This is a genomic window from Streptomyces scabichelini (assembly GCF_011045015.1).
Lineage (GTDB): Bacteria > Actinomycetota > Actinomycetes > Streptomycetales > Streptomycetaceae > Streptomyces > Streptomyces scabichelini.
In genome coordinates this window covers 1-5,509 of record NZ_JAAKZY010000364.1, presented here as the reverse complement: position 1 = coordinate 5,509, position 5,509 = coordinate 1, and the positions used below count along the sequence as shown (strand labels likewise).

The 5,509-nt window shown below is 70.4% G+C and carries 3 protein-coding genes; all 3 read right to left on the bottom strand.

Going from position 1 to position 5,509, the window contains the following annotated elements; all coding sequences use genetic code 11:
• Positions 1-1,167: arginine deiminase (locus G5C60_RS49110; protein WP_165270547.1), on the bottom strand; the 1,167-nt coding region annotated here is incomplete at its 3' end.
• Positions 1,168-1,258: 91 nt separating this feature from the next.
• The gene (locus G5C60_RS49105; RefSeq protein WP_165270545.1) at positions 1,259-3,853 is read right to left on the bottom strand and encodes a polynucleotide kinase-phosphatase; all 2,595 of its coding nucleotides are present in this window, start codon (positions 3,851-3,853) and stop codon (positions 1,259-1,261) included.
• A complete protein-coding gene (locus G5C60_RS49100; protein ID WP_165270543.1) occupies positions 3,850-5,310 on the bottom strand; it encodes a 3' terminal RNA ribose 2'-O-methyltransferase Hen1 in 1,461 nt (486 codons plus the stop codon). Before G5C60_RS49100 ends, G5C60_RS49105 begins: the two co-directional genes overlap by 4 nt.
• Positions 5,311-5,509 lie beyond the last annotated feature (199 nt).

The window sequence follows — 5,509 nt, the reverse complement described above, 5'->3', positions numbered from 1 at the left end:
CCCCAGCTCGCTCCCCGGAATCTCGATCACCTCGATGCCCTGCTTCCGCAAATGCGTATTGGTCGTCGCGTTCCGCTCATACGCGATCACCACCCCCGGCTCGACCGCGAGGACGTTGCAGCCGTCGTCCCACTGCTCCCGCTCCGCCGCGTGCACGTCCTGCGTCGCGGTCAGCACGCGGATCTCGCTCAGCCCGAGTGCCGCGGCGATCGCGCGGTGCATGTGCTCCGGCGGGTGGTCGGTGACCTTCAGCTCCTTGTCCCCCACACCCGGTTCGATGGTGTACGAGCGGAGCATGCCGAGTCCCGCGTACTGCGTGAAGATGTCGCCGTCGACCATCGTCATCACGGTGTCGAGGTGCATGAGGGCCCGTCTCTTGGGCATGTCGAGCGCCACGATCGTCGTCGCCGAACCGGCGGCGAACAGCTTGTGGGCGAGCATCTCCACGGCCTGGGGCGTCGTCCGCTCACTCATGCCTATGAGCACGGCGCCGTTGCCGATGACGAGAACGTCGCCGCCCTCGATCGTCGACGGATAGTCCGCCTGCCCCTCCGACCAGATGTTGAAGCTCTCGTCCCGGAACAGCGGATGGTGCCGGTAGATCGCCTCGAAGTGCACGGTCTCGCGCTGCCGCGCCGGCCAGCGCATGGCGTTGATGGAGACCCCGTCGTATATCCAGGCGGAGGTGTCCCGGGTGAAGAGGTGGTTGGGCAGCGGCCGGAGCAGGAAGTCGTCGAGTTCCATGACGTGGAAGCGCACGGACGTCGGCTCCGCGTGCGTGTCCAGGAACTCCCGCTTGGTCATCCCGCCGACCAGGACCTCGGCCAGCTCGCCCGCCGACATGGCTTCGAAGGCCTCCCGGATGTGGTCGGTGGCGAGCGGCCCGTACTCCTTCTCGTCGAAGACGCGGTCCAATACGAGTTCCCGGGCGGCCGGAATGCCCAGGACGTCCGTGAGCAGGTCGCCGAAGAGGTGGACGGTGACCCCGCGGTCGCGCAGCACGTCCGCGAATCCGTCGTGCTCCGCGCGCGCCCGGCGCACCCACAGCACGTCGTCGAAGAGCAGAGCGTCCTTGTTGCTGGGGGTGAGCCTTTTGAGCTCGAGATCAGGCCGGTGCAGGATGACGCGGCGGAGCCGCCCGGCCTCGGAGTCGACATGGAATCCCATGCCTCCATCTTGACCACCCGGACACCTGTTCACCCACCGATCGCCTCCGGCGGTTGCCCCTGAAAAACTCCTCTCCTTGCGCCGAGCCGCCCTACAGCCGCGGATCCACCGGCTCCGACTCCAGGGCCAGCACCCCGAACACCGCCTCGTGCACCCGCCACAGCGGTTCGCCCTCGGCCAGCCGGTCCAGCGCCTCCAGGCCGAGTGCGTACTCCCGGATCGCCAGCGAGCGCTTGTGGTTCAGGGAGCGGCCGCGGAGGCGTTCGAGGTTCTCGGGCCGGGTGTACTCCGGGCCGTAGATGATCCGGAGGTACTCGCGGCCACGGCACTTGATGCCGGGCTGTACGAGCCGTCCCTCTCCGGTGCGCCCCACCGCCTCGACCGGCTTGACGACCATGCCCTCGCCGCCGCGCCCGGTCATCTCCAGCCACCAGTCGACGCCGGCCCGTACCGAGTCCGGGTCACCCGTGTCGACGAAGAGCCGCCGCGTGGTCTGCAGCAGCCCGGACGCGTCGCTCGACACGAAGCGGTCGATCAGCGCGAGCTGTTCGTCGTGCGGCAGCCCGGCCAGGCTCCGCCCCTGGACGGCGAGGATCTGGAAGGGCGCGAGCCGCACACCGTCCAGACCGGACGTGGTCCAGCAGTACCGCCGGTACGCATCGGTGAACGCGGCGGCGTCGGCGGCCCGCTCCCGCTGCTTCACGAGCAGATCCTGTACGTCGACACCACGCGCCGCCGCCCCTTCGAGCGCGGCGATCGCACCCGGGAACGCGGCCCCCGAGGCGGCCCCGACAGCGGCGTACTGCGTCCGGAGCAGCCCGGCGGCCTTGAGCGACCACGGCATCAACTCGGCGTCCAGCAGCACCCAGTCGGTGGCCAGCTCCTCCCACAGCCCGGCCTCGGTGACAGCACTCCTTATCCGCCCGAGGACCTCCTCCGTGACGGCGAGATCATCGAAGAAGGGCCGTCCGGTACGGGTGTAGAGCGAACCGGTCGGTCCCTCCACCCCGAACCGCTCGCGCGCGGCCTCCGCGTCCCGGCACACCAGCGCGACCGCCCGCGAGCCCATGTGCTTCTCCTCGCACACGACGCGCGCGACCCCGTCCGCCGCGTACTGGGCGAAGGCTTCGGCCGGGTGCTCCAGGAAGTGTCCATCAGCGGCTCCGCCGCGGGCCTCGATGTGCGAGGTCGCGGTGGGCGCCATGGTCGGCGGCAGATACGGCAGCAGCCGCGGGTCCACGGCGAAGCGGCTCATGACCTCCAGGGCCGCGGCCGCGTTCTCCTCACGGACCGACACCCGCCCCGCGTACCGGGTCTCCACGACCCGACGGCCGTGCACGTCCGCCAGGTCGAGCGGCCGCCCGTCGTGGCCGCCGGGCGCCTCCGTCCTGAGCGGCCTGGCCGGCTCGTACCAGACCCGCTCGGCCGGTACGTCGACGAGCTCGCGCTCCGGCCAGCGCAGCGCGGTCAGCTTGCCGCCGAAGACGGCACCGGTGTCGACGCAGATCGTGTTGTTCAGCCAGGTCGCGGTGGGGACGGGCGTGTGGCCGTACACCACGGCCGCGCGGCCCCGGTACTCCTCCGCCCACGGGTAGCGCACGGGCAGCCCGAACTCGTCCGTCTCACCGGTCGTGTCGCCGTACAGCGCGTGCGAGCGCACCCGTCCCGACGTACGGCCGTGGTACTTCTCGGGCAGACCGGCGTGGCAGACGACGAGCCGTCCGCCGTCGAGGACGTAGTGGCTGACGAGCCCGTCAACGAACTCCCGTACTCGCTGCCTGAACTCCTCGCTCTCCCCCTCCATCTGCTCGATCGTCTCGGCGAGACCGTGCGTGTGCTGGACCTTGCGGCCCTTGAGGTAACGCCCGTACTTGTTCTCGTGGTTGCCGGGCACGCACAGCGCGTCGCCCGACGCGACCATGGACATCACGCGGCGCAGGACGCCCGGGGTGTCGGGGCCGCGGTCCACAAGGTCGCCGACGAAGACGGCGGTACGGCCCTCGGGGTGGACTCCGTCCAGGTAGCCCAACTTGCCGAGCAGCGACTCCAGTTCGGAGGCGCAGCCGTGGATGTCGCCGATGATGTCGAAGGGCCCGGTGAGGTGGGTCAGGTCGTTGAACCGCTTCTCCGTGCGGATCTGCGCACTCTCGGCCTCCTCCACACCGCGCAGGACGTGCACCTTGCGGAAGCCCTCACGCTCCAAGTGGCGTACGGAACGGCGCAGTTCGCGGATGTGCCGCTGGATGACGCGGCGCGGCATGCCGGCCCGGTCGGAGCGCGCGGCGTTGCGCTCGGCGCACACGTCCTCCGGTACGTCGAGCACGATGGCGATGGGCAGCACGTCGTGCTTCTTGGCCAGTTCGACCAGCTGCCTGCGGCTCTCCTGCTGCACGCTGGTCGCGTCGACCACGGTGCGCCGGCCCGCCGCGAGCCGCTTGCCCGCGATGTAGTGGAGGACGTCGAAGGCGTCGCCGCTGGCGCTCTGGTCGTTCTCGTCGTCGGCGACGAGTCCACGGCAGAAGTCGCTGGAGATGACCTCGGTCGGCTTGAAGTGCCGCCGCGCGAAGGTGGACTTGCCCGAACCGGACGCGCCGATCAGCACGACGAGGGAGAGGTCGGTGACGGGCAGAGTGCGCCCCTCGGTCTCGCGGGTTTCGCTGGTCTCGCTGTTCTCGCTGTTCGTCATGCGGCCTTCGCCTCCTTCGCTGCTGTCATCCTGAACACGGCCATCTGAGTCGGCGGACCCACTTCCGGGTCGTCCGGTCCGACAGGCGCGAACTCCACGTCGTATCCGTGCCGTTCGGCCACCGACCGCGCCCAGGCGCGGAACTCCTCGCGCGTCCACTCGAAGCGGTGGTCGCCGTGTCGGGTGTGCCCGGCGGGGAGGGTCTCCCAGCGGACGTTGTACTCGACGTTCGGCGTCGTCACGAGGACGGTCCTCGGGCGTGCGGAACCGAACACGGCGTACTCCAGGGCGGGCAGCCGCGGCAGGTCGACATGCTCGATGACCTCGCTGAGCACGGCGGCGTCGTACCCCTTGAGCCGGTTGTCGGTGTACGCGAGAGAGCCCTGCACCAGCTTGACGCGCTCGGCCTGCCGCTCCCCCATCCGCTCCAGCCTGAGCCGGCGCGAGGCGATGGTGAGCGCGCGCATCGACACATCGACGCCGACGATCTCGGTGAACCGTGTGTCCTTCAGCAGTTCCTGCACCAACTGGCCCTGCCCGCACCCGAGATCGAGCACCCGCCCGGCCCCGGCGGCGCGCAGCGCCTCGACGATCGCGTCCCGCCGCCGCACGGCGAGCGGTACCGGCTTCTCGTCCGTGTCCTGCGTCTCGTCGACGGCGTTGTCGATCTCCTCGACCTCGCTGTCGTCCGCCTCCGCGAGCCGTACGAGTTCAAGCCGCTCCATGGCCTGCCGGGTCAGCGACCAACGGCGGGACAGATACCGGCTGGTGATCAGCTTCTGCTCCGGGTGCTCTGCCAGCCAGCCCTCGCCCGCCCGCAGCAGCTTGTCGACCTCGTCGGTCGCGACCCAGTAGTGCTTGGCGTCGTCGAGGACGGGGAGGAGGACGTACAGGTGACGCAGGGCCTCGGCCAGCCGCAGTTCGCCTTCGAGTACGAGGCTCACGTACCGGGAGTCGCCCCACTCGGGGAACTCGGCGTCCAGCGCGACGGGTTCCGCCGTCACCGTCCAGCCGAGCGGCTCGAAGAGCGTCCGTACCAGCTCGGCGCCGCCTCGGGCGGGCAGTGCGGGCACCTCGATGCGCAGGGGCATGGGCTGCCCGGGCAGTTCGGGCCGGGCGGTGCACGTGCCCTTCATCGCGCTGGAGAACACGCTGCTCAGCGCGACGGCGAGCAGCGACGAGGCGGCGTACGGCCGGTCGTTGACGTACTGCGCGAGCGCGGCGTCCGGCGCGCCGCCACGGCCCTTGCCCTTGCCGCGCCGGACCAGCGCCACCGCGTCGACCTCCAGCAGCAGCGCCGCCGTGCAGCGCTCCGCGCTCGCCTCCGGGTAGAGGACGTGCGCCGTGCCGTAGGAGGTCGAGAACGCCTGCGCGTTGTCGGGATGCTTGTGCAGCAGGAAACCGAGGTCGGTCGCGGGGCGCTCTGGAGTACCGGTGGTGCTGATCGTCAGGAACATCCGGCGGACCTCTCTGACCTGGGTCGTGGGAATGCGGAGGCATGGTCTGCGTGCCGCACGCACAAAAGCCCCCAGGACGGTGATCCTGGAGGCCTGGCAGGACGACGCTCTCACCATGCCACAGCGCGGCCGACCGGCGCCTTCGTATATTCCGGCCGGGTGCCTCCGGCGGTTGGGCGGGGCGCCTGCGGGGGTGGTG